20 protein-coding genes and 5 tRNA genes are annotated in these 23,288 nt (G+C 72.3%); 20 read left to right on the forward strand and 5 right to left on the reverse strand.

Annotation, left to right across the window (positions count from 1 at the left end):
* Positions 1–24 precede the first annotated feature (24 nt).
* Positions 25–180: a hypothetical protein gene (locus VED21_RS24210; RefSeq protein ID WP_324886851.1), complete on the reverse strand. Its 156-nt coding sequence runs from the start codon at positions 178–180 to the stop codon at positions 25–27.
* A 489-nt stretch (positions 181–669) separates the two neighbouring features.
* Here VED21_RS24210 and VED21_RS24215 point away from each other — a divergent pair, with 489 nt between their 5' ends.
* The 4 genes from VED21_RS24215 to VED21_RS24230 are packed head-to-tail and all read left to right on the forward strand — an operon-like array spanning position 670 to position 5,815.
* Positions 670–2,229: an MFS transporter gene (locus VED21_RS24215; RefSeq protein ID WP_324886852.1), complete on the forward strand. Its 1,560-nt coding sequence runs from the start codon at positions 670–672 to the stop codon at positions 2,227–2,229.
* A complete protein-coding gene (locus VED21_RS24220; protein ID WP_324886853.1) occupies positions 2,226–3,467 on the forward strand; it encodes an alpha/beta hydrolase in 1,242 nt (413 codons plus the stop codon). The genes VED21_RS24215 and VED21_RS24220 overlap by 4 nt, the downstream gene beginning before the upstream one ends.
* A gap of 16 nt (positions 3,468–3,483) precedes the next feature.
* Complete coding sequence (locus VED21_RS24225; protein WP_324886854.1) at positions 3,484–4,116, forward strand: histidine phosphatase family protein; 633 nt, start codon at positions 3,484–3,486, stop codon at positions 4,114–4,116.
* A 22-nt stretch (positions 4,117–4,138) separates the two neighbouring features.
* Positions 4,139–5,815 (forward strand): methyl-accepting chemotaxis protein, encoded by a 1,677-nt coding sequence (locus VED21_RS24230; RefSeq protein WP_324886855.1) that lies wholly within the window; start codon positions 4,139–4,141, stop codon positions 5,813–5,815.
* Positions 5,816–5,879: 64 nt separating this feature from the next.
* Here the strand turns inward: VED21_RS24230 and VED21_RS24235 are convergent, their stop codons facing one another.
* The 3 genes from VED21_RS24235 to VED21_RS24245 form a co-directional block, all read right to left on the reverse strand.
* Positions 5,880–6,203, reverse strand: a complete 324-nt coding sequence (locus tag VED21_RS24235) for a hypothetical protein (RefSeq protein ID WP_324886856.1) — start codon at positions 6,201–6,203, stop codon at positions 5,880–5,882.
* Positions 6,204–6,445: 242 nt separating this feature from the next.
* Entirely contained in the window at positions 6,446–7,876 is a 1,431-nt protein-coding gene (locus VED21_RS24240) for a HAMP domain-containing sensor histidine kinase (RefSeq protein WP_324886857.1), read from the reverse strand.
* A complete protein-coding gene (locus VED21_RS24245) occupies positions 7,873–8,616 on the reverse strand; it encodes a response regulator (protein WP_324886858.1) in 744 nt (247 codons plus the stop codon). Before VED21_RS24245 ends, VED21_RS24240 begins: the two co-directional genes overlap by 4 nt.
* Positions 8,617–8,911: 295 nt before the next feature.
* Here VED21_RS24245 and VED21_RS24250 point away from each other — a divergent pair, with 295 nt between their 5' ends.
* The 9 genes from VED21_RS24250 (at position 8,912) to VED21_RS24290 (ending at position 19,115) form a co-directional block, all read left to right on the forward strand.
* Positions 8,912–9,379 carry a (2Fe-2S)-binding protein gene (locus VED21_RS24250; RefSeq protein WP_324886859.1) on the forward strand — a complete coding sequence of 156 codons (468 nt, stop codon included), beginning with the start codon at positions 8,912–8,914 and terminating at the stop codon, positions 9,377–9,379.
* 16 nt (positions 9,380–9,395) lie between these two features.
* A complete protein-coding gene (locus VED21_RS24255; RefSeq protein ID WP_324886860.1) occupies positions 9,396–11,573 on the forward strand; it encodes a xanthine dehydrogenase family protein molybdopterin-binding subunit in 2,178 nt (725 codons plus the stop codon).
* Positions 11,551–11,862 (forward strand): sulfide dehydrogenase, encoded by a 312-nt coding sequence (locus VED21_RS24260; RefSeq protein WP_324886862.1) that lies wholly within the window; start codon positions 11,551–11,553, stop codon positions 11,860–11,862. Before VED21_RS24255 ends, VED21_RS24260 begins: the two co-directional genes overlap by 23 nt.
* 19 nt (positions 11,863–11,881) lie before the next feature.
* The gene (locus VED21_RS24265; protein ID WP_324886864.1) at positions 11,882–13,111 is read left to right on the forward strand and encodes an FCSD flavin-binding domain-containing protein; all 1,230 of its coding nucleotides are present in this window, start codon (positions 11,882–11,884) and stop codon (positions 13,109–13,111) included.
* On the forward strand, positions 13,098–13,532 hold the full coding sequence (gene soxX / locus VED21_RS24270) for a sulfur oxidation c-type cytochrome SoxX (RefSeq protein WP_324886866.1): 435 nt from the start codon (positions 13,098–13,100) through the stop codon (positions 13,530–13,532). The genes VED21_RS24265 and soxX overlap by 14 nt, the downstream gene beginning before the upstream one ends.
* Positions 13,533–13,546: 14 nt before the next feature.
* Positions 13,547–14,014, forward strand: a complete 468-nt coding sequence (locus VED21_RS24275; RefSeq protein ID WP_324886868.1) for a SoxY-related AACIE arm protein — start codon at positions 13,547–13,549, stop codon at positions 14,012–14,014.
* 31 nt (positions 14,015–14,045) lie between these two features.
* The gene (gene soxZ / locus VED21_RS24280; RefSeq protein WP_324886869.1) at positions 14,046–14,366 is read left to right on the forward strand and encodes a thiosulfate oxidation carrier complex protein SoxZ; all 321 of its coding nucleotides are present in this window, start codon (positions 14,046–14,048) and stop codon (positions 14,364–14,366) included.
* Positions 14,363–15,133 carry a sulfur oxidation c-type cytochrome SoxA gene (gene soxA / locus VED21_RS24285; RefSeq protein WP_324886871.1) on the forward strand — a complete coding sequence of 257 codons (771 nt, stop codon included), beginning with the start codon at positions 14,363–14,365 and terminating at the stop codon, positions 15,131–15,133. Before soxZ ends, soxA begins: the two co-directional genes overlap by 4 nt.
* Positions 15,134–15,266: 133 nt before the next feature.
* Positions 15,267–19,115: a BTAD domain-containing putative transcriptional regulator gene (locus VED21_RS24290; protein ID WP_324886873.1), complete on the forward strand. Its 3,849-nt coding sequence runs from the start codon at positions 15,267–15,269 to the stop codon at positions 19,113–19,115.
* A 10-nt stretch (positions 19,116–19,125) separates the two neighbouring features.
* Here VED21_RS24290 and VED21_RS24295 read toward each other — a convergent pair whose 3' ends face one another.
* Positions 19,126–19,749, reverse strand: coding sequence for a GNAT family N-acetyltransferase (locus VED21_RS24295; protein ID WP_324886875.1), 624 nt, complete (start codon positions 19,747–19,749; stop codon positions 19,126–19,128).
* 209 nt (positions 19,750–19,958) lie between these two features.
* Here VED21_RS24295 and VED21_RS24300 point away from each other — a divergent pair, with 209 nt between their 5' ends.
* The 7 genes from VED21_RS24300 to VED21_RS24330 all read left to right on the forward strand — a co-directional run bounded on the left by VED21_RS24300 (position 19,959) and on the right by VED21_RS24330 (position 23,014).
* A complete protein-coding gene (locus VED21_RS24300) occupies positions 19,959–21,353 on the forward strand; it encodes a tetratricopeptide repeat protein (RefSeq protein ID WP_324886877.1) in 1,395 nt (464 codons plus the stop codon).
* Positions 21,354–21,613: 260 nt separating this feature from the next.
* Positions 21,614–22,414, forward strand: coding sequence for a thioesterase family protein (locus tag VED21_RS24305; RefSeq protein WP_324886879.1), 801 nt, complete (start codon positions 21,614–21,616; stop codon positions 22,412–22,414).
* Between the two features lie 136 nt (positions 22,415–22,550).
* A tRNA-Thr gene (locus VED21_RS24310) sits at positions 22,551–22,625 on the forward strand.
* Positions 22,626–22,629: 4 nt separating this feature from the next.
* Positions 22,630–22,705 (forward strand) — tRNA-Ala (locus VED21_RS24315).
* Positions 22,706–22,767: 62 nt separating this feature from the next.
* Positions 22,768–22,844 (forward strand) — tRNA-Asp (locus VED21_RS24320).
* A gap of 6 nt (positions 22,845–22,850) precedes the next feature.
* A tRNA-Gly gene (locus tag VED21_RS24325) sits at positions 22,851–22,925 on the forward strand.
* 14 nt (positions 22,926–22,939) lie between these two features.
* Positions 22,940–23,014 (forward strand) — tRNA-Val (locus VED21_RS24330).
* Positions 23,015–23,288 lie beyond the last annotated feature (274 nt).

A 23,288-nucleotide genomic window follows, 5' to 3' on the forward strand; every position in this document is an offset into this window, starting at 1 on the left:
TGGGGTCGCGGGGTGATCGGCCCGTCAGGCGATCGGGACGGCATGGATGCCGTTCGCGTTGGGTGGCGTCCGGCCGGCAACCGCAAGGCCGCCGGCATCGCGGAAAAAGCTATGGCGCCCATGCCCGGCCGCAAGGTTCGGCCGCCCGGTTCGAACGCTGAAACCGTCGACCGCATTCATCGGGACCATCCGGCGGGCTTTCGGATCGGCGGACACCGTCCCCCGACCGGGCGGGCTCGTCAAGAGTGACCGCCTCTAGCAAGCGCCGGTAAGGCCTGGAGCGCATCAGCATACGCACGTATTACGCGATGTCGCAGACAATCCCGCCAAATGCGACAAAATTTATACAATATGGCGCAATTAAGCGAATGTAACCTGTCATCATACGTGGATATGCAGTGTTTCATTTAAAAAATACGCATACATGGGAACGAAATTTACGGATTCTTCGTAGTTATCCCCTAGCGTAACTCGCGAGTTACCTATGACTCGTGCCGCTGGATTCGATATATGCCTGCGCATTGGTTAGCGAATCGTTGTTTGCTTATCTTAGTTCTGGCGGTGTTCGGCGCCGCCCTGGTTGCCTATCTCGATTACGCAAAGTTTGCCGCAACTTTTAGTAAGATAGACGAGACTTCTGGCGCGGCGTTGGCCTCGGTTCGCGTCCGGGTGGCCGGACTGTTCTTCCTGACGGCGGCGGGCATCGGCGCGCTTGCGTGGAGGGCACCGTCCCTGGTCCGCGCCGCCTGCCGGACGCCGCTGCGCGCCACCGCGCTGGCGGCGGCCCCAGCGGCGGCGCTTTCGCTGGGGACGGCCGCCGTGTTCGCCGCCGCCCTGGGGCCGGCGGCGGGGCGCGACCTCGCCTGGGACGTCGCGGTGGTCCTGCTGGCGTCGCTGCTGACGGTCTTCGAGGGGATGCTTCTCCTCACCGCCGCGCCCGAACCGCAAGCCGGCGAACCAAAACCCAACGAACCGAAACCCAACGAACCGAAACCCAACATCGGCGGGCTGGCCGGCATCCGTTTCGCGCTCTTCCTCTTCATGCTGGCGGAGGAGCTGTCGCGCTCCTTCCTGCCGCTGTACGTGCGCGGCCTCTACACGCCGGTTCCCGGCCTGTCGGAAGCGCTGGTGATGGGGATGCCGATCGCGCTCTTCATGCTGCTGGCGGCCGTCTTCACCCCGTTCGCCGGCGCCTGGGCCGACCGCTTCGGCACCCGGCGCACGCTGCTGCTCGGCACGCTGCCGGCGGTGGCGGGCTTCGCCGGCACCGCCGCCGCGCAGACGTTGGGCGAACTGCTGCTGTGGCGCGGCGCCTGCGCCTTCGGCTACGCCATCATGTTCATCGGCGCGCAGGGCTTCGTCGCCTGCCACAGCCGGCGCCAGGAACGGGCGCGCGGCATGGCGCAGTTCGTCGCCGCGGTCGTCGCCGCCGGCCTGTGCGGTGCCCCGATCGGCGGCATCCTGGCCGACCACGTCGGCCCCCGCGCCACCTTCGCCGTGTCGGCGCTGCTCACGCTCGCCGCGGTGGCGGCGGTCGCGGCATTGCTGCCGGCCGAGGCGCCGGAGCGCGCCGGACAGCCGGCGGCGACGCTGCGCGACTACCGCCGGCTGCTCGCCAACCCGCGCTTCCGGGCGCTGCTGCTGTTCTCCTCGGTTCCGACCAAGCTGCTGCTGACCGGCGGGCTCTTCTATCTGGTGCCGGTCACCCTGCACGGGCTGGGCGAAACGCCGTCCGCGATCGGCCGCACCATGATGGCCTATGGCCTCGGCATCGTCGTGCTCGGCCCCTGGGTGTCGCGCCTTGCCGACCGCACCGGGCGGCACGCGCTGATCGCCGGGCTGGGCGGCTTGGCCGGCGGCGCCGGGCTGATGGCGGTGCTGCTGGATCCGGGTGCGGCGGCGGTGCTGGCCGGCGTCGCGGCTCTGGGCGTGGCGCACGCGCTCAACAACGCCACGCAGCTCACCCTGGTGCCGGACGTCTGCCGGGCCGAATGCGCCCGCATCGGCACCACCGGCGTCTTCGCCATCTATCGCCTGCTGGAACGCGGCGGCGCGGTTCTGGGTCCGCTGCTGGCGGCCGCGCTGGCCGACCGGTTCGGCCCACCGATGGCCCTGGGCGCGCTGGGCGCCATCGGCCTCGGCTGCGCCGCCGCGTTCTGCCTCGTCTTCGTCCTCACGCCGGCGGTTCCCGCCGGTGCCACCGAACCGGCAAGGGAGGGTGCCCCATGACCGCCATGATGCCCACCGCCTTCATTTCCCGCAGCCGATCCACAACAGAAGCGATGACGCCGATGCCTGACCAGTGGCTCGCCGAGCCGGCCGCACCGACGCCGATCCCCGGAGCGGCCGCACGGTTCATCCCGTCCGTCACGGACCATCCCGCCGCCAACCAGCACTGCGCGGCCCCCATGTCCGTCCTGGCCGCCCTGCTGGACGCGATGCGCATCACCTCGGTCGAGGAGATGGGGTGGAAGGACTACGACAAGATCATGCGCGCCATCGAGCCGCTGATCGGCGAGGGGCACGCCCTGCGCCACTTCCCCTACACGCACGCCGCGGCGCTCCAGACCGGCACGGTGGAGCGCCTGCGCCACGACTACACCATCCGCCTCGCCTACACGGAGTGGGGCGACCCGCGGAACCCGACCATCCTGTGCCTGGGCGGCATCGCCAACTCGGCCCGGCGGTTCGACTACATCGCCCGCGCGCTGTCCAACCAGTACCACGTGCTGTGCCTGGACTGGGCCGGCCGCGGCCGCAGCGGCTGGCTGGCGGAGCAGTCCGACTACGCCTTCGAGGGCAACGTCGCCCAGGTGCTGGCGCTGATCCGGCACAAGAAGCTGAGCCGCGTCACGCTGCTGGGCTCCTCGCTCGGCGGCTGCGTGGCGATGCGCGTGGCGGTGGAGGCGCCGCACGCCGTGGAACGCCTGATCCTCAACGACATCGGCCCCTTCATCCCGGTGGAGCGCCGCCGCCGCCGGGCCGAGTCGGTGGCCCGCCACTACGTCTTCCGCCAGCCGTCCATGCTGTTCCACCGCACCGGCGCGGCGCAGAAGAACGACGGGCCGGTGGACGACACGGTGCTGCTGCACAACAGCTTCCACCAGACCCGCTGGTCGGAGGAAAACGGCGGGCGCGTCTACCGCCACGACATCCGCGCGCTGCAGGCCTACCGGGACGAGGCCTCGCACGACCACGACCAGTGGGACGACTGGAACCGCATCGAATGCCCGGTCCTGCTGGTGCACGGGCTGATGACCGACGCGCTGCTGGACACCACCATCGAACAGATGATGGCGAAGCCCCGCTTCGGCGCCGTGCACATCCCGCACGTCGGCCACACGCCGACGCTCAGCGATCCGCTGCACATCGCCACGGTGCGGCGCTGGCTGCACGACAGCGACGGCTGGCCGAAGGAGACCACCATCGGCTGGACGCCCGGCGCCGAACGCATCCTGTTCCGCTGACCGGGGAGAGGCCGCCATGACCGCCGGCACAGCTGAAGGCTTCCTCTTCGTCCGCCACGGCCAGACGCAGGACAACGTGCTGGGCGTGCGCTGCGGCGGCGACCGCGACGTGCCGCTGACCGGGCGCGGCCTTGCCGACGCCCGTGCCGCGGCGGCGCGCCTGTGCGAATCCGGCCGGCCGTGCGGGCTGGTGATCGCCGGGCCGCTGCAGCGCACCGCCGTCACCGGCGCCCTGTTCGCCGACGCGTTGCGCGTGCCGCTGCTGGAGCGCGAATGGCTGCGCGAGCGCACGCTGGGTGCGTGGAACGGCCTGTCCATCGAGGACACCCGGGCGTGGTTCGCGATGGGGCGCACGCCCCCCGGCGGCGAGAGCGAGGCGGCGTTCGCCGCCCGCGTGCTGGCCGGCGTGGCCGGGCTGGCCGACGTGATCGCGCGCCGGCCGCTGCTGGTCGGCAGCAAGGGGGTGGGCCGGGTGCTGCTGCACCGGCTGGCCGGGCTGCCGGGTGTGGAACTGGGGAACTGCGAGATCGTCGCGTTCGAACGCGTCGCCAGCGGGGCCGGCGATGCCCTGCCGCCGGACCACTGGCGATGGCGATGCGTTCGCGAAACCGAATCCGACCTGACGGAACTGCGCCTGTCGCGCGCGTGAAGACGACGAGGAGTGAGGAGCCATGAAGCTCAAGATCGGAATGCGGCTGCTGATGCTGGTGTTCGGCGTGGCGCTGCTGGGTGCCGTGTCGGGTGCCGCCATCCACCTGACGGGCATGCGCGAGACCCTGGTGGAGCAGCGCAAGGCCAAGGTGAAGGAGATGGTCGATGCCGCCGCCTCCGTCGTCGCGCTGTACGGCGAGCAGGAGAAGCAGGGCAAGCTGACGCGCGAGCAGGCGCAGGACGCCGCCCGCGCCGTCGTGCGCGGCATGCGCTACGCCAACAACGAATACTTCTTCGTCTACGACTATGCCGGCGTCAGCGTCGTGCACGGCCTGCGGCCGCAGGTGGAAGGCAAGAACCTGCTGAACCTGAAGGACCCGAACGGCGTCGAGTTCAACGTGCTGCTGACCCAGGCGGCCAAGGCCGGCGGCGGTTTCGTCGCCTACCACCACAAGCGCACGGACACCGCCGACCCGACGCCCAAGATCGCCTACGCCACCGGCTACCAGCCCTGGCAGTGGATGATCGGCACCGGCGTCTACACCGACGACGTGGACGCCGAGTTCTACGCGCTGGCCGGGCGCGAGATGCTGGGCACCCTGCTGGTGCTGGTGCTCAGCCTGGGCATCGGCGTGTGGGTGGCGCGCAGCCTGTCGCGGCCGCTGCTGGACATCCGCGACGTTCTGGCGCGCATGGACGGCGGCGATTTCGCCGTTACCGTGGCGCACGCCGACCGGCCGGACGAGATCGGCGAGATGGCGCGCACGGTGGCCGGGCTGGCCTCCACCCTGTCGGCGGCACGCGCCACCTCGCAGAACCTGGACCAGGAGCGCGCCTCGCGCGATCAGCAGCGCGAGCGCCTGTCCGCCCGCGCCACCCGGTTCGCCCGCGCCATGGACGAGGTGGTGGCGACGCTGAGCCGCGCCGCCGGCTCGCTGCACGAGCGCTCCGCCGCCCTGCTGGGCGACGCCGCCAGCGCCACCGAACAGGCGCAGTCGGCCGCCGGCGCCGCGCAGGGCGCCTCGCACAGCGTCGATTCCGCCGCGCAGGCCAGCGAGGAGCTGCGCAGCTCCATCGCCGCCATCAGCCGGCAGGTGGAGAGTGCGGCGCAGACCGCCGCCCGCGCGGTGACCGAGACGGCCAACACCACCGGCATCGTCTCCGGCCTCGTCTCGGCGGCCGAGCAGATCGGCGCGGTGGTCGAACTGATCAACTCCATCGCCGGGCAGACTAACCTGCTGGCGCTGAATGCCACCATCGAGGCGGCGCGCGCGGGCGAGGCGGGCAAGGGCTTCGCCGTGGTGGCGAGCGAGGTGAAGAGCCTCGCCAACCAGACCGCCAAGGCGACCGAGGACATCCAGAACCAGGTCGGCGCCATCCGCGCGGCCACCGGCAACGCCATCGGCGCCATCGAGGGCATCGCCGCGCTGATCAAGAACCTCAGCGCGCTGAACGGCGAGGTCGCCTCGGCCGTGCAGCAGCAGGAGGCGGCGACGCACCAGATCTTCTCCAACGCCCGCACCGCCGCCGACAACTCCCGCCAGGTCACCGCCAGCGTGCAGTCGCTGTCGACGACGGTGGCGGCCACCGGCGAGCGGATGCGCGACGTCACCGCCGGTGCCGAGAGCGTGGCCAAGGAGTCCGACCGCCTGCAGGAAGAGGTGCGCCGCTTCGTGGCCGAGGTCAGCGCCGCATAACGGAAAAAGGCGGGAGCCCGTCGGGGCTCCCGCCTCATCGCACCAATAACGCCGGCTGGCGGCGTCAGTTGGTGACGCTGCGCTGGCCGCCGGCTTCGCCGACCTGGGTGGAGATGGCCGGAGGCTCGGCCGACAGGCCCAGCATGCCGCGGGCGAAACGCAGGTAGTCGCGCGCCCCGGCCTCGTCGCCGCGGGCGTGCAGGGATTCGGCGACGCTCAGGTGCGTCGCGGCGGTGCTGGCCGCCTCGCGCCCGGCGCCGGACGCGACCGCCTTGGCTTCGCGCAGCTGCGCCTCGAAGCTGCCGGCGCCGGTCTGCGCGGCGAAGGCGGTGCCCGACAGGAGCATGGTGGCGGTCAGGGTGGCGGCGGCGATGTGACGAAAGGTCATGGCAAAAGTCTCCTCGTGTTCTTGAGAGTCTGGTTTTGGGGGAGGCCCGCCGGACGGCGCGAAAGCGGTGGAGCGCCGCCGTCCGGCGGGGCGTCGACCGAGGCGGGGCACGTCGATCGACGCCCCAAGTTTTGCCGGGCGGATGTCGCGAGAGTGTGTCGGCCGGACGGGTATTGCGTATCGCCCTGTGACGATCCCCGGCCCCTGACACATTTCGGTACAAACAGGCGGAAAAAAGCCCCTTACTCCGGCATCTCGGCGGAGCGGATCCAGGGCACCCGGTGGCGGGCCGCGGCGCGGCGAGCGGCGCGTTCGGCCGTGGGTGGCATGGCGGGCAGGCTGAGGATCGCGCGCAGGCCGCCTTGCGGGCGGTTCTCCAGCACGATGTCGCCGCCATGCCCGCGGGCGATGGAACGGGCGATGGACAGGCCGAGGCCGACGCCGCCGGTGCGGCGGTTGCGCGACGCCTCCAGCCGCACGAAGGGTTCGAAGACGCGCTCCAGCTCGGCCGGGTCCATGCCCGGCCCGTCGTCGTCCACCGTCACGCGCACCTCGTGCCCGGCGGGTACCACCGCGACCCGCGCCGCCGCACCATAGGCCACCGCGTTCTCCAGGAGGTTGCGGATCACCCGCCGGATGGCGGCGGGGCGGCAGACGACCGGCAGCTTCGGCGCGCGGTCGAAGCGCACGGGCGAGCCCAGGTCGGCCATGTCGTCGCACACGCTCTCCACCAGGGAGGCGAGGTCGGCGGGGCGCGCCTCCTCCCCCGCCTCCTCGCGGGCGAAGGCCAGCATCGCCTCGGCCGTCTGGCGCAACTCGTCGACGTTGTCCAGCATGCGGGACTTGGTCTCACCCTCCTCAAGCAGCTCCACGCGCAGGCGCAGGTTGGTGATGGGCGTGCGCAAATCGTGGCTGACGGCGGCCAGCATGCGGGTGCGGTCGCAGACGAAGCGGTGCAGGCGGGCACTCATGGCGTTGAAGGCGGCCGCCGCGCGGCGCACCTCGTCGGGGCCCTTGGCCGCGTCCAGCTCCACCGTCTCGCCGCGCCCCAGCCGCTCCGCCGCATCGGCGATGGAGCGCAGCGGGCGCGAGATGCGGCGCGAGATGAAAAAGGCCACCAGCGCCACCATGCCCACCGCCGACAGCGTGGAGAACACGGCGGAGCGCGTCACCATCGGCGGGCTGGCGGTCTGCAAGGTGGCGGCGTTCAGCCACTGCCCGTCGGGCAGCAGGACCGAGACCTTGAACAGGATCTCCGCCGTGCCGTTTGGCGCGTCGGCGGTGTCGCCGTTGGGGCGCATGATCTTCAGGCGCACGTCGCGCGCCGCGTCGCCCACCAGCGTGCGCAGCCGTTCGCGCGCGTCCGCCGCCTCGGACGTCACCGGGCGGTGGCCGACGGTGTCCTTGGCGTCGCGCCAGAACCGGAACTCGCGGCTGCTGGCCGCCTCCAGGATGTCGGTGTGCAGCGCCGCAGGCGCGGTGGAGAGCACGCGGACCGTCGCGGCGACGCGCGCCACCGTGTCGTCCACGCGCATCTGCTGCACGGCGAAGGCACGCTCGTCCATGTAGGCGTACCAGCTGCCCAGCTTCGCCACGATCACGGCCGCCGCCAGCAGCAGCACCATCTGCATGAACAGCGTGCGGGGCACCAGGCGGCGCAGGGGCGAATTCACGGTTCGTCCCTCACCGTGGCGGTGAAGCAGTATCCGCCGCCCCACACCGTCTTGATCAGGGTGGGGTTGCGCGGGTCGGCCTCCACCTTGCGGCGCAGGCGGCTCACCTGGTTGTCGATGCTGCGGTCGAAGACGTCGGCGCTGCGCCCCTTGGTGAGGTCCAGCAGCTGGTCGCGCGACAGCACGATGCCGGGATGGCGCACGAAGGCCTCCAGCAGCAGGAACTCCGACGTGCTGAGGGAGACGGCGATGCCGTCCGCCCCCATCAGCTCCCGCCGGCCGAGGTCGAGCATCCAGCCGTCGAACGCCACGCGGGCACTGTCGCCGCGCCGCCGGGTGGAGTCCACCGGCAGGCTGCGGCTGCGGCGCAGCACCGCCTTCACCCGCGCCAGCAGTTCGCGCGGTTCGAAGGGCTTCGTCACATAGTCGTCGGCCCCCATCTCCAGCCCGATGACCCGCTCGGTCGGTTCGCCCAGCGCCGTCAGGAAGATGATGGGCAGGTCGGTGGTCTCGCGCAGGTGGCGGCAGAGGCTCAGCCCGTCCTCCCCCGGCATCATGATGTCGAGGACGACGAGGTCGAGGGCAGCGGTGCGCAGCACGCGGCGGGCGGCGGCCGCATCCTCCGCCGTCGTGGTGCGCAGGCCGTGGCGGTCGAGGTAGCGGGCCAGCGTCTCGCGGATGTCGCGGTGGTCGTCGACCAGCAGGACGTGGGCGGAGGTGTCGTCGGTCGTCAGGGGCATGGGGCACCGTCGGGGCTGCGCGGCCCGGTCGCCGACGACTGTGACACGGCCGTCCGGGCCGCCCAAGCGCGCGTTTGTACCAAAGTATGTCAGGCGTGCCGCTTTGCGACAGGTCGATACAGAAAAGCCGCCCGTCCGACACACTCTGGCGACATCCGCGGGCGAGAACCGAGGGGAACGGTCCGCAGCACCCGACTTTCGTGAAGCTTGGCGCCGGCACGGCCGAGACCAAGTTTGTTGCCGGGCACGCCGCTTGCCGCGCCGAGAAGATGCCCAAAGCAAGGGAGGAGACAGGATGGTCCGGCTCACCATCAACGGAACCGTGCGCGAGGTGGACGCGGAACCGGAGACCCCGCTGTTGTGGGTCATCCGCGAACAGCTCGGCCTGACCGGCACCAAGTACGGCTGCGGCGTCGGCCAGTGCGGGTCGTGCACCGTGCACATCGACGGCACGGCGGTGCGCGCCTGCACACTGCCCGTCTCGGCCGTCGACGCGGCGCAGAAGATCGTCACCATCGAGGGGCTGTCGCCCGACGGCTCCCACCCCGTGCAGAAGGCCTGGGCGGCGCTGGACGTGCCGCAGTGCGGATACTGTCAGGCCGGCATGATCATGAGCGCCGTGGCGCTGCTGCAGCAGACGCCGAAACCGACGGACGCCGACATCGACCAGGGCGTGACCAACATCTGCCGCTGCGGCACCTACAACCGCGTCCGCGCCGCCGTGAAACTCGCCGCCGAGGGCGGCGAGACCGGCCGCACCTGAACCGGGGGAGGGAACGATGAACGCACAGGTCTCGCGCCGCGCCTTCCTCGCCGGCTCCACGGCCGCCACGGCTGCGGCAGCCGGCGCCTTCACCTTCGGCTTCCACATCCCCTTTGCCGTTGCGGCCGAAGCCGCCGGAGCGGTGCCGGAGGTCAATGCCTGGGTGGTGATCAAGCCGAATGAGACGGTGGTGATCCGCATCGCGCGGTCCGAAATGGGCCAGGGCACGCTGACCGGCCTCGCCCAGCTGGTCGCCGAGGAGCTGGAGTGCGATTGGGCGCGCGTCACCACGGAATACCCCACGCCGGGCCAGAACCTTGCCCGCAAGCGGGTGTGGGGCAACTTCTCCACAGGCGGCAGTCGGGGCATCCGCGAATCGCACGACTACGTCCGCAAGGGCGGCGCCACGGCCCGCGTCATGCTGGTGCAGGCCGCCGCCGACGGGTGGAAGGTGCCGGCGTCCGAATGCCGGGTGGAGAAAGGCGTCATCACCCACGTGCCCACCGGGCGCACCACCACCTACGGCAAGGTCGCCGAGGCGGCGGCGAAGCTGACGCCGCCCGCCGACGTGCCGCTGAAGGACCCCAAGGACTGGACCATCGCCGGCAAGCCGCTGAAGCGGCTGGACACCGCCGAGAAGCTGACCGGCAAGCAGGTCTACGGTCTGGACTTCACGCTGCCCGGCATGCTGAACGCCGCCATCCGCGACTGCCCGGTGTTCGGCGGCACGGTGAAGCGCTTCGACGCCGCGGCGGTCGCGCGCATGCCCGGTGTCAAGAAGGTGGTGCAGGTCGGCGACAGCGCCGTCGCCGTGGTGGCCGACACGTGGTGGCGCGCCAGGACGGCGCTGGACGCCCTACCGGTCGAGTGGGACGAGGGGCCGAACGCCAAACTGTCCAGCGCGGAGGTGGCGGAGACGCTGCGCGCCGGGCTGGACGCCGGGGAGGCCTTCGTCGGCAACCAGGCCGGCGACGTGGCGGCGGCGATCAAGGGGGCGGCCAAGGTGGTGGAGGCGGTGTACAGCTACCCCCACCAGAACCACGCCACCATGGAACCGATGAACGCCACCGCGCTGTTCACCGGCGACCGGTGCGAGGTGTGGACGCCCACGCAGAACGGCGAAGCGGCGCTGGCCGCGACGGCCGAGGCGTCCGGCCTGCCGGCCGCGCAGTGCGAGGTGCACAAGATCCACCTGGGCGGCGGCTTCGGCCGGCGCGGCTCGGTGCACGACTGGGTCCGGCAGGCGGTCGCCATCGCCAGGGAGATGCCCGGCACGCCCGTCAAGCTGATCTGGAGCCGGGAGGAGGACATGCTGCACGGCCGCTTCCACCCGGTGACGCAGGCGAAGCTGACCGGGGCGCTGGACGCGAACGGCAACCTGACCGGGCTGCACCTGCGCATTTCCGGCCAGTCCATCCTCGCCGGCATCTTCCCGCAGAACCTGCAGAACGGGAAGGACATGGCCACCTTCCAGGGCCTGCTGCCCAGCGGCGACGGCACCTTCGGCTACACCGTGCCGAACCTGCTGGTCGACCACGCCATGCGCAACCCGCCCGTACCGCCGGGCTTCTGGCGCGGGGTGAACCACAACCAGAACGCCATCTACCTGGAATGCTTCCTGGACGAGCTGGCGCACGCCGCCGGCCAAGACCCGCTGGCGTTCCGCCGCAAGATGATGGCGAACCACCCCAAGCATCTGGCGGTGTTGAACGCGGTGGCCGAGAAGGCCGGCTGGGGCACCCCGGCACCGGCCGGCGTCCATCGCGGCATCGCCCAGCACATGGGCTTCGGCAGCTACGTCGCGGCGGTGGCCGAGGTGTCGGTGAACGAAGGCAAGCTGAAGATCCACCGCATCGTCGCGGCGACCGACCCCGGCCACGCCGTGAACCCGCAGCAGATCGCGGCACAGGTGGAAGGCTCCTTCGCCTATGGGCTGTCGGCCTGCCTGTACGGCGAATGCACGCTGAAGAACGGACGCATGGAGCAGGAGAACTTCGACAGCTACCCGGTGGTGCGCATGGCGGACATGCCGGCGGTGGAGACCATCGTCATGCCGTCGGGCGGCTTCTGGGGCGGGGTGGGCGAGCCCACCATCGCCGTGGCGGCGCCGGCCGTGCTGAACGCCATCTTCGCCGCGACCGGCAAGCGCGTCCGCACACTGCCGCTGAAGAATGCCGACCTTCGGAGCGTATAGGGCCTGGGCCCTGCTCGCCGCCACGTTGGTCGCCTTGCCGGCGGCCGGCACGGCGGCGGCGCAGGGCGCCCCGCCGCCGGGGGCGGAGGGCTGTGCCGGCTGCCACCCGCCCGCCCCCATGGCGGGCGCGCCGCCGCCGCTGCGCACCGTGCCGCCGGAAGACATCGCCGCCGCCATGCTGGCGTTCCGCGGCGGTGCGCGCCCGGCCACCGTCATGGACCGCATCGCCAAGGGCTTTACCGATGAGGAGATCCGCGCCATCGCCGCCTGGGCCGGTCGCCGTCCGTAGACGGCCTAGCCGGCGGACCGTGTTGGGGCTGCTGGGTGCGGCGGCGCTGCCGCTGCCGGCGTTCGCGCAAGCGCGCGCCCGTGTTGTCGTGGTCGGCGGCGGCTTCGGCGGGGCGACCTGCGCCCGCGCGCTGCACCGCGCCGGGTTGGCGGTCACGCTGGTGGAGGCGAACCCGGCCTACGTCGCCTGCCCGCTGAGCAACGCCGTGGTCGCCGGGCTGCGCGATATGGACGCGCAGACCTTCGGCTACGATACCCTGCGGCGCGAGGGGCTGGCGGTGGTGGTTGAGCGCGCCGTCGGCATCGACCCGCAGGGGCGCACGGTGACGCTGGAGGGTGGCGGGCGGCTGCCCTACGACCGGCTGGTGCTGGCGCCGGGCATCGACCTGAACTTCGGCGCCGTGCCCGGCTATGACGAGGCGGCGGCGGTGGCGATGCCGCACGCCTGGAAGGCCGGGCCGCAGACGGTCCTGCTGCGCGACCGATTGCGCGCCATGCCCGACGGCGGCACGGTGGTGATGGCGGTGCCCGCCAACCCCTACCGCTGCCCGCCCGGCCCATACGAGCGCGCCAGCCTGATCGCGCATTACCTGAAGACCCACAAGCCGCGTTCCAAGCTGATCGTGCTGGACGCCAAGGACGTCTTCTCCAAGCAGCGCCTGTTCCAGGCCGCCTGGGCGGAGCTGTACCCCGGCCTGATCGAATGGGTGCCGCAGTCGTCCGGCGGCACGGTGACGGCGGTGGAGCCGGCGTCCGGCACGCTGGTCACCGATTTCGAACGCCACACGGCCGACGTCGCCAACGTCATCCCGCCGCAGCGCGCCGGGGCCATCGCGGTGGCGGCCGGGGTGGCCGACCGCAGCGGCTGGTGCCCGATCGACCCGGTCAGCTTCGAATCGCGCCTGCAGCCGAACATCCACGTCATCGGCGACGCCGCCATCGCCGGGGCGATGCCGAAATCCGCCTTCTCCGCCAACGCCCAGGCGCGGGTGTGCGCGGCAGCGGTCGCCAGCCTGCTGCGCGGCGAGGCGCCGCAACTGCCGAAGCTGATCAACACCTGCTACAGCCTGGTGGCGCCGGACTACGGCATCTCCGTGGCCGGCGTGTACCGGGCGGCGGATGGCCGGCTGGTGGACGTGGAAGGGGCCGGCGGCACCAGCCCGCCGGACGCCGCCCCCGCCGTCCGCGCCCAGGAGGCCGCCTATGCCGAAGCCTGGTTCCGCACGGTGACGGCCGATGTGTTCGGTTAGGGCGCTTGCCGTCCTCCTCCTCGCGGCCCTGCCGGCGCACGCCGCCGACGCCCCCGCCATGGCCGGCGACGCGATCCCGCAGTCGCTCACCGGCGCTCCCGGCGACCCGGCGCGCGGGCGCGCCATCGTCGCCGACCGGCGGCGCGGCCTGTGCCTGCTCTGCCATTCCGGGCCGTTTCCGGAGGAGCGGTTCCAGGGCGACCTCGCCCCCGACCTCGCCGGGGCCGGTGCGCGCTGGACGGAGGGGCAGTTGCGGCTGCGGATCGTGGACGCCCGGCGCTTCAATCCGGACAGCATCATGCCATCCTTTTACCGGTGGGATGGCCTGACGCGGGTCGCCCCGGCTTTCCAGGGCAAGCCGGTGCTGAGCGCCGAAGAGGTCGAGGACGTGGTGGCGTTCCTGGCGACGCTGCGTGACTGAGGATCGGAGGACCGATGACCGCACCGCACAGAGACACGCTGAACCGCCGCCGGCTGCTCGCCGCCGGGGCGGGCGCCGCCGTGGTGGCGCTGGTGCGCCCGGCGCTGGCGACGCCGCAGGGCATGGCTGACGCCATCCGCGCCTTCGCAGAGGGGGCGGCCCGGGCGCAACCCGGCCGCGTGCGGCTGGAACTGCCGGCGCTGGTGGAGAACGGCAACTCCGCGCCGCTGACCGTCACCGTGGACAGCCCGATGACGCCGGACGCCTTCGTGCGCCGCATCGCCGTGTTCAACGAGAAGAACCCGCAGCCCAACGTCGCCACCTTCCACCTCGGCCCCCGCTCCGGCCGGGCCTTCGTGTCGACGCGCATGCGGCTGGCGGATTCGCAGACCATCGTCGCCATCGCCGAACTGAGCGACGGCACCTTCTGGTCGGACAGCGCCGAGGTGATCGTGACGCTGGCCGCCTGCCTGGAAGGCTGAACGCAGGTAAGGATAGAGGAGGGACGCGCCCATGGCCCGCCCGCGCATCAACGTTCCGTCCACCGCCCGGCGCGGCGAGATCGTCGAGATCAAGACGCTGATCGCCCACCCCATGGAGACCGGCTTCCGCCCCGACGAATCCGGCCGGCTGCGCCCGCGCGACATCATCCACACCTTCGTCTGCACCCTGAACGGCGAGGAGGTGTTCCGCGCCGAGCTGTTCCCGGCCATCACTGCCAACCCCTTCATCGCCTTCACCATGGTGGCGACGGAAAGCGGCGATCTGGCCTTCCACTGGACCGACGACCACGGCACCACGCAGACCGAAACGGTCCGGATCACCGTGACATGAGGCGGCACGCCCTGACGGCGGCGCTGCTGCTGGCGCTTCCCGCCGTGGCCGGGGAGATCGGGCAGGCCGAGCGGCGCTCCGGCTTCGACTTCATGGGGCCGGACACCCAGGCCCTGCAGCGCGACGACACCGCCAATCCCGGCCTGCTGTGGGTGGACGAGGGGGCGGCGCTGTGGACCCGCAAGGAGGGGGCGGCCGGCCGCGCCTGCGCCGACTGCCATGGCGACGCGGCCGAAAGCATGCGCGGCGTCGCCGCGCGCTACCCGGCGTACGACGCCGGTCTCGGCCGGCCGCTGGACCTGGAGCAGCGCATCAACCGCTGCCGCGCGACGCACCAGCAGTCGCCGCCACTGGCGCACGAGAGCCGGGAACTGCTGGCGCTGACCGCCTTCGTGGCCCACCAGTCGCGCGGCCTTCCCGTGGCGCCGGACCCGGACCCGCGCATGGAGCCGTTCCGCGAGCACGGCCGGCAGCTCTTCCACCGCCGCGAGGGGCAGTTGGATCTGGCCTGCAGCCAGTGCCACGACGATCACTGGGGCCGCCGCCTCGCCGGGAATCCCATCCCGCAGGGGCATCCGACCGCCTATCCGCTGTACCGGCTGGAGTGGCAGGGGCTGGGCTCGCTGCAGCGGCGGTTCCGGAACTGCCAGACGGCGACGCGGGCGGAGCCCTACGCCTACGGCTCGGCCGAGTACGTGGATCTGGCGGCCTACCTGATGGAACGCGCGCGCGGGCTGCCGGTGGAGACGCCCGGCGTGCGTCCGTGAGCGGCGTCGCGGAGGGCGCATGCCCTTCCGGGCGGGCACAGGCGGGATAGGAACGCAGAATTCATTTTGGCACGTAAGGTTTGGGTGGCAAGCTTGACCCCAGCGCCGCTCCAGCGCCGCGCACGGGGCAGCCATGGGAGCTTGGACACTCAACCTCTTCGGCGGGTTCGACCTGCGCACACCGGCGGGCACGCCGTGCCCGCTGTCCGTCCGGAAGGCCATGGGCCTGCTGGCGTATCTGGCGCTGCGTCCGGACCGGGCGCAGTCGCGCGAGGCGCTGGCCGGCCTGCTGTGGGGCGACAGCCCCGACGCCCAGGCGCGCAGCAGCCTGCGGCAGGTAATCGCCACCCTGCGCCGGGCCTTCCCCGACGGGGACGCGCCGGTCCTGCTGCTGGACGGGGAACGGGTGGCGCTGGTCCCCGGCGCCCTGGAAACCGACGTGGCGGCCTTCGAGCACGCCATCGCCGATGGCACGCCGGACGCCCTGGACCGCGCCGTCGCGCTCTACCGGGGGGAGCTGTTCGAAGGTCTGTCCCTGCACGCCGACGCCTTCGAGGAATGGCTGACCGTGGAACGGCAGCGCCTGCGCGAAACGGCGTTGGGCGCCATGACGCGGCGGCTCGACCAGACGCTGGCGGCGGGCGCCACGGAGGCCGGCGTGCGCACCGCGTTGCGCCTGCTGGCGCTGGATCCCCTTCAGGAAGCGGCGCACCGCGCGCTGATGCGGCTCTACGCCCGCCAGGGGCGGCACACGGTGGCGCTGAAGCAGTACCAGATCTGCCGCGCCCTGCTGGAGCAGGAACTCGGCGTCCCGCCGGAACCGGAAACCGAGCGCCTGTACCGCGCCATCCGCGAGCGCCGCCACGGCGGCGGCCGGGCGGAGGATCCGTCCCCCGCCGTCCCGACGCCGCCCGACATGCCGCCGCCCGACATGATGGCGCCGGAGGACGCGCCCGGCGCCCCTCCGGCCATGGAGGAGGTTTCCGGTCCGGAGATGCGGCACGGAACCATCCTCTGCGTGTCGCTGGCCGGGATGGAACAGGCCGGCGCCGCCCTCGATCCGGAGGAGGCGCACGCCTTCACCACCCGGCTGTTCGACCGCATCGGCAGCATCGTCGCCGATTATGGCGGGGAAACGCTGCGTCACGCCGGGGACACGGCGCTGGCCGCCTTCGGCGTGCGGCGGGCCTTCGGCGACGAGCCCTGGCGCGCGGTGCGCGCCGCCATGGAGATCCACGGGGAACTGCCCGGCGCGGCCGGGGCGCAGCCGGTAACCGCGCGGGCCGGGGTCGCCTGCGGCATGGTCGTGGTGGACGCGGCCGGCGGTCCGGCCGTCACCGGCCGGGCCATGCACGACGCGCCGCGCCTCGCCGCGCTGGCCGCACCCGGCGAAACGCTGGTCTGCGACGGGGTGCGCGGGGCCCTGGGCGCGCGGATCGCGCTGGCGGCGGCCGTCCCGGTGCCGGATGGGCGCCCGTGCTGGCGCCTGACCGGGCTGCACAGCGTGGACGTGGTCCTGCCGCAGCGTCCCCTGGTCGGGCGGCAGGCGGAGTTGCGGCAGTTCGGCGCCGCGCTGGCCGCATGCCGGGAAACCGGCGGCGGCACCACGATCCACCTGCGCGGCGAACCCGGCATCGGCAAGAGCCGCCTCGTCGAGGAATTCCGGCGCGTCGCGGAATCGCAGGGCCTGCGCTGCGCCGCCGGGGCGGTGGTGGGCGTCGGCGTCGGACGCGGACAAGACGCCTTGCGGGCGTTGATGCGCAGCCTCGCCGGGCCGCCGGCCGACCTCGATCGGCTGTTCCTGGAAGGGCGCCTGCCGGAGGGGGCGCGGCTGCACCTGCCGCCGCTGATCGACCAGCCGCAGCCGCCGGAGCTGCGGCGGATGTACGAGGCGCTGGATCATCCCGCGCGCGACCGCGGCCGGCGTGACGCCATCGGCGACCTCGTGCGTGCGCGTAGCGCCGGGCAGCCGCTGCTTCTGATCGTCGAGGACGTGCACTGGGCGGACGCGCAGACCCTGTCCTATCTGGCGATGCTGGCGGGGATCGTGGCCGACTGTCCGGCCGTGCTGACGCTCACCACCCGCGCGCAGGGCGACCCCCTGGGGGCGGAGTGGCGTGCGAGCGTGGCCGGCGGGCCGGTGCTGACGCTCGACCTGGCGCCGCTGCGCCGGGCCGAGGCGCTGGCGCTCGCCGGCCTTTACGCCGACGCGGGCGACCCGCACGCGGAGCGGTGCGTGGCACGGGCCGGCGGCAACCCTCTGTTCCTGGAGCAGCTGCTGCGCGGCCGCGAGGACGGTGCGGCGGTGCCCGGCACAATCCACGGCATCGTGCTGGCCCGCACCGACGCGCTGGCGCCGCGCGACCGGCGGGCGCTGCAGGCGGCGTCCGTCCTGGGCCAGCGCTTCGCGCCGGACGCGTTGCGGCACCTGATCGGCGACCCCGGCTACGGCTGCGCGCCGCTGGTGGAGCAGGCGCTCGTCCGGCCCGACGGGGACGAGTTCCTGTTCGCCCACGCCCTGGTGCAGGAAGCGGTGTACGGCGCGCTGCTGCGCTCGCAGCGCACGGACCTGCATCGGAAGGCGGCCGGCTGGTACGCCGCGCGCGACCCGGTGCGCCACGCCGAACACCTGGACCGGGCCGAGGACCCGGCCGCCGCCGGCGCCTATCGGCGGGCGGCGGAGGCCTGCGCCGCCGATTTCCGCTTCGAACGCGCCCTGGGGCTGGCGGAGCGTGGCCTGGAACTGGCCGCCGCGCCGCCGGAACGCTTCGCGCTGGCCTGCCTGCGCGCCGAACTGCTGGAGTCGCTGGGCGAGGTGCTCCGGGCGGTGGAGGCCTTCGCCGAGGCCCGCGCCGCGGCGACCGACGACGCCGGGCGCTCCCGCGCCGGCCTGGGGCTGGCGGCGGCCAAGCGGGTGACCGAGGACCTGGACGGCGCCATGGCGGCGCTGGCCGAAGCCGAGGCGGCGGCGATCCGCGCCGGGCTGCCGGCCGACCGCGCGCGCATCCACCACATGCGCGGCAACCTCTGCTTCCCGCGTGGCGACCTGGAGGGCTGCCTGCGCGAGCACCGGGCGGCCCTGGACTGGGCCCGGCAGGCGGGTGCCGCCGACCTGGAGACGGCGGCGCTCGGCGGACTGGGCGACGCGCACTACGCGCACGGCCGCATGGTGACGGCGCACGAGCACTTCGCCCGCTGCGTCGCCCTGGCGCGGGAGCAGGGGCTGCGCCGGGTGGAGGTGTCGAACCTCTACATGGTCGCGATCACCCGCCTGTACCTGAACGACGTGCGCGGCGCCGCCGAGGATGCCCGCGCCGGGGCGCGGGCGGCGCAGGCCATCGGGCACCGCCGGGCGGAGCTGCTGTCCCACATCTGCGTCTACGAGATCCTGTACGAACTGGGCGACACGGCGGCCGGCCGCGACCATCTGGCCCGCGCGCGGGCACTGACGCAGCAGCTGGGGGCGCGGCGGTTCGAGGCGGAACACCTGCTGTTCGACGCGCGCCTGGAACGCAACGCCGGCAACCACGAGGCGGCCTGCGCCCTGCTGCACCGGGCCCTGGCGATCGCCCGGGAAACCGGGCCGGGCTACATCGGCCCGTCGATCCTGGCGGAACTGGCCGTATGCGGCGGCGACCCGGCGGCCCGCCGCGCGGCGCTGGACGAGGGGGAGGGGCTGCTGGCGGACGGCAGCGTCGGCCACAACCACCTGCAGTTCTACCGCGACGCCGTCGACACCGCGCTGGATCTGCGGGACTGGGCGCTGGCCGAGCGCTATGCCGCCGCGCTGGAGGACTACGGGGGCGGCGATCGGCTGCCGTGGTGCACGCTGTTCGCGGCGCGCGGCCGGGCGCTCGCCGCCTGGGGCCGCGGCCAGCGCGACGCGCAAACGCGCGCGGCGCTCCTGGACGCGCTGGAGGAGTGCCGGCGCGCGGGCTTCGTGCCGCCCGTGGAGCGGCTGGAGGCGGCGCTGCGCGGCTGAGCGCCCGCGCTCAGGGGTGGGCGTGGTACAGCAGCGCCTCCCCCGTGTGGCGGATCATCGGGTGCGGAACCACGGCGCGGCGGTCGACCACGGCGAAGCCATGGTTCTGGAAGAGGCGGCGCGAGGCCGTGTTGGCCGCGAAGACGATCGCGCTCATGCCGTCCAGCGCCTCCGCGCGCATCCGTTCTCGGGCGACGGCCAGCAGCCGGGTGGCGATCCCATGGCGGCGGTATCCGTCCGCCACGGCGATGTCGGCGATGTACAGGCTGCCGGGGACTTCGAGTTCCGCGTAGGGGCGCAGGATGGGGTCGGCTTCCACGCCGGCCTCCGCTTCCCGGCGTGGCGGCATGGCGAAGGCGAGCATCAGGCCGACGACCGCGCCGTCGTGTTCGGCCAGAACGGCGTTCTGGTGGCTGAACGCGACACCGTCGCGGGCGTAGCGGCGCGCGCCCACGTCCAGCAGGTCCTCGCCCGGCTGCGCGAGCGTGCTCCAGATGTAGTCGGCCACGCCGTCCGCGGCGATGCGCACCAGTTCGGCGATGCGACGGCTGTCGCCGCGCCGCGCCGGGCGGATGAGGACGCCGGTGGCGGCGATGGCGGTGGTGATGGGGGCGGGAACGGTCACGGTCGGCATGGCGGCGGCTCCGGTCGGCGGTTGCGATGCCCCTTTTTTGCCGGCCGTCCGTCAGCCGGGCGTGCGCGCGGCCGTGAAGCGGGCGTGAAAACGCGCGATCACGGCCGGAAAATGCGTTTTTACGCTTCGCCCCCGGCCGCTTTCACGCCCGCATCACGCGGCATCGCCAGAAAGACGCCAACCGCAACGTCTTTCAGGGAGAGAAGATCATGACGCTGCACGACACCCGCGGGCTGGCCGTTTCCACCCGCAGCCGCACCGCGCTCGACCGCTACGATGCCGCCGTCGAACTGCTGAACGGGTACTACGTCGACTTCGTCGCCGCCATCGACGAGGCGATGGCGGAGGATCCGGACTTCGTGATGGGGCACTGCTTCAAGGCGGCGGTCTACGCCGGCTGCAACGAGGCGACGGTCCTGCCCGAGCTGCGCCGCAGCGTCGAGGCGGCCGAGGCGCTGGCCGGCCGCGCCAACGACCGCGAACGCGCGCACATCGCCGCCGCCCGCGCCTGGATGGAGGGCAACCTCGAACGTTCCGCCGCGCTGTACGGCCGGATCGTGCAGGAGCACCCGCGCGACATCCTGGCGCTGCAGATCGGGTACCAGGCCGACTTCTTCCTGGGTGAATCGCGCATGCTGCGTGATCGCGTGGCACAGGTGCTGCCGCACTGGGACGAGGGGGTGCCGGGCTACGGCTACGTGCTCGGCATGCACGCCTTCGGGCTGGAGCAGATGAACCTGTACGGCCGCGCGGAGGAGGCCGGCCTGCGGGCGCTGTCGCTCAACCGCCGGGACCCGTGGGCGATCCACGCCGTGGCGCACGTGCTGGAGATGCAGGGCCGGGTGGACGACGGCGTCGCGTTCCTGAACGCGCGGCGCGCGGATTGGTCGGACAACAACGCGCTCGCGCTCCACAACTGGTGGCACCTGGCGCTGTACCACCTGGAGCAGGGCGAGACGGAGCGGGTGCTGGCGCTCTACGACGCGCACGTGCGGCCGAACCCGGCGTCGACGGCGCTGGAACTGGTGGACGCCGCGGCCATGCTCTGGCGCCTGCACCTGCGCGGCATCGACGTGGGCGGACGCTGGGGTGCCGTGGCCGACGGATGGGAGCGGGCGGCCTGCGACGGCTTCTACGCTTTCAACGACGTTCACGCCATGATGGCCCTGCTGGCCGACGGCCGCACGGCGGCGGCGGACCGCGTCCTCGCCGTGCAGGAGGCGACCGCCCGGCGCGACCAGGGCACCGCGGCCATGTCGGCGCGCGAGGTCGGCGTGCCGGTGTGCCGGGCCTTGCGGGCGTTCGGCCGGGGCGACTACCGCACGGCGGCGGATCTGCTGTACGCGGTGCGCACCCGCGCCCACCGCTTCGGCGGCAGCCACGCCCAGCGCGACATCATCGACCTGACCCTGGCCGAGGCGGCCATCCGCGGCGGCGACGCGCCGCTGGCCCGCGCGCTGGTCGCCGAACGCAACGACCTGAAGCCCCACAGCCCGGCCAACCGCACGCTGACGGCGCGCGCCGTGGCGATGGCGGACCGCCACGGCTCCGTCGGCCGTTCCGGGACGGCGCCGCACGTGGACGTCCTCGTGCTGGAAGGCTGACGCCGCGGGTCCGGGGACGGGGACGCCCGTCCCCGGACCGTGCGTGCCGCAACTCTCCTCATCCCGGCCCGGCGCCGACGCGCAGCACCGCGTCGGCGCCGCTCATGATCTCCGGGCGGTGGGCGCCTTCGACCATCCGGTCCTGGTCGAAGGTGGAATCGAAGAAGCGGATGTCGTCGGCGATGGATCCAGGCCGAAATTTGGGTAACCTGTGGTTGCTTCGTTTCCCGCGCCTCCTCCCGTCAATCGCAGGACCCCCCGTGACCCCGTTTACAGACCTTCTCGCCCGGCTTGCTCCGGACGCCGCCGCGCAACACATCGACCTGCCGGAGGACTGGCTCCAGGGCCGCACGACCTATGGCGGGTTGACCGCCGCGCTGTGCGTGCAAAGCGTCCTCAACACCGTGCCGGACCTGCCGCCGCTGCGCTCGGCCCAGTTCGCCTTCCTCGGGCCGGCCACGGGCCGCCTCTCGTTGCGGCCGCAAACGCTTCGCCAGGGCAAGTCCGCCACCTTCGTCGCGGTGGACGCGGAGGGCGAGGCGGGCGTCGCGGCGCGAGCCATGCTGTGCTTCGCCGCGGCCCGGCCATCGCAGTTCGACCACCGGGACGTGACGCCGCCGGACGCTTCCCATTGGGACGCCTGTCCCGACTTCTTCGGCACCGCGGCCCGTCCGAACTTCACACGCCACTTCGTGACGCGTCTGGCCGAAATGTCCGGACAGCAGGGTGGCTCCCCCGCCCTGACGGTGTGGGCCCGGCACCTCGACGGCAAGGCGGGTGGCGCGTTCGCGGCTCTGGCCGCGCTCGGCGACACCCTGCCGCCGCCGGCGCTGGCGGTCGCCGCCACGCGTTTCCCGATCAGCACCATGACCTGGTCCTTCGACGTGCTCGACGACGCGCCGGACAGCGCGTCGGGCTGGTGGCTCCTGCACAGCAAGGCGGAAAGCATCGTGCACGGATACTCGTCGCAGATCATGACCCTGTGGAACGACGCCGGCCAGCCGGTCCTCCGCGGCCGGCAGACCGTCGCCATCTTCGACGCCAAGTCGGCCGCCGGGTAAGGCGCGCGGCGGATTCGCGGCTCGTCCACGGCACGCGCGTTCGAATCCGGGTGTCCGCACCGCTTTGACGACGTTGGCTGAGACAAGGCGTTTGACAGGAGCGCCGCGCCCTGGTACCAACCGCGCCCCGCGGTTTGCTGCCGTAGCTCAGTGGTAGAGCACTCCCTTGGTAAGGGAGAGGTCGAGAGTTCAATCCTCTCTGGCAGCACCACGGCGGGGCCGTAGCTCAGCTGGGAGAGCGTCGCAATGGCATTGCGAAGGTCAGGGGTTCGATCCCCCTCGGCTCCACCATTTTTGGATGTTTCTGTACTTGCGCCTGCGGCCAAGCTTCCGTATAAGGCGCGCTCTATTGCGCGGGTGTAGCTCAGTTGGTTAGAGCGCCGGCCTGTCACGCCGGAGGCCGCGGGTTCAAGTCCCGTCACTCGCGCCAGTTTCTGCGGGCGTAGCTCAGGGGTAGAGCACAACCTTGCCAAGGTTGGGGTCGAGGGTTCGAATCCCTTCGCCCGCTCCAGTTTGGAATGTCGAGGTCCTGTAGCTCAGCGGGAGAGCACCACGTTGACATCGTGGGGGTCGCTGGTTCAATCCCAGCCGGGACCACCATTTCGTGACGGCCACCAGTGAGCGATGTCGCGCTTGCGGTCTCCTCTTCCCAGGCTTATGTTCAGGCCGTCGCAACTTCACGGATCGGAGGATTTTTTGATTGTCGCTGTTTCCGACTTGGCTGGACCGGTCGCGTGATCTGATCCTTCCCATGTAGGGAATTGACCGAACGTCGGGCGTGTTCCCGCGTCGGCAAGGGTGTTCACCGGCCCGATACCAGCCGCAAGAGGGGTGCCCACGCGGGCGCCGGATCCTTTTTGCGCTCTCCGCACCC

It is taken from the genome of Azospirillum sp., from assembly GCF_035627195.1.
Classification (GTDB): Bacteria; Pseudomonadota; Alphaproteobacteria; order Azospirillales; family Azospirillaceae; genus Azospirillum.